The following is a 323-nucleotide window of genomic DNA, read 5'->3' as shown; positions in this document are numbered from 1 at the left end:
CCAACCTGCGCCTCTTCACGTCCGAGTCGGTGACGGAGGGGCACCCCGACAAGATCTGCGACCAGATCTCGGACACGATCCTCGACGCCCTCCTCACGGTCGACCCGCACGCGCGCGTCGCCGTCGAGACGATGGTGACGACGGGTCTGGTGCACGTCGCCGGCGAGGTCACCACCTCGGGCTACGTCGAGATCCCGAAGCTGGTCCGTGACGTCATCACGGGCATCGGGTACGACTCGTCGGAGGTCTCGTTCGACGGCCGCACGTGCGGTGTCGAGGTGTCGATCGGCGCACAGTCGCCGGACATCGCGCAGGGCGTGGAC

The 323-nt window shown here is 68.1% G+C and carries 1 protein-coding gene; it reads left to right on the top strand.

The genetic code is table 11. The annotated features are described in order from the left end of the window. Nucleotides 1-5 precede the first annotated feature (5 nt). Nucleotides 6-323: S-adenosylmethionine synthetase N-terminal domain-containing protein (locus EN852_RS37835; protein WP_281407855.1), on the top strand; the 318-nt coding region annotated here is incomplete at its 3' end.

Source organism: Mesorhizobium sp. M2E.F.Ca.ET.209.01.1.1 (assembly GCF_004010375.2).
Classification (GTDB): domain Bacteria; phylum Pseudomonadota; class Alphaproteobacteria; order Rhizobiales; family Rhizobiaceae; genus Mesorhizobium.
Note: the sequence above shows the minus strand (reverse complement) of the source record. Positions and strands in the feature narration are given on the sequence as shown.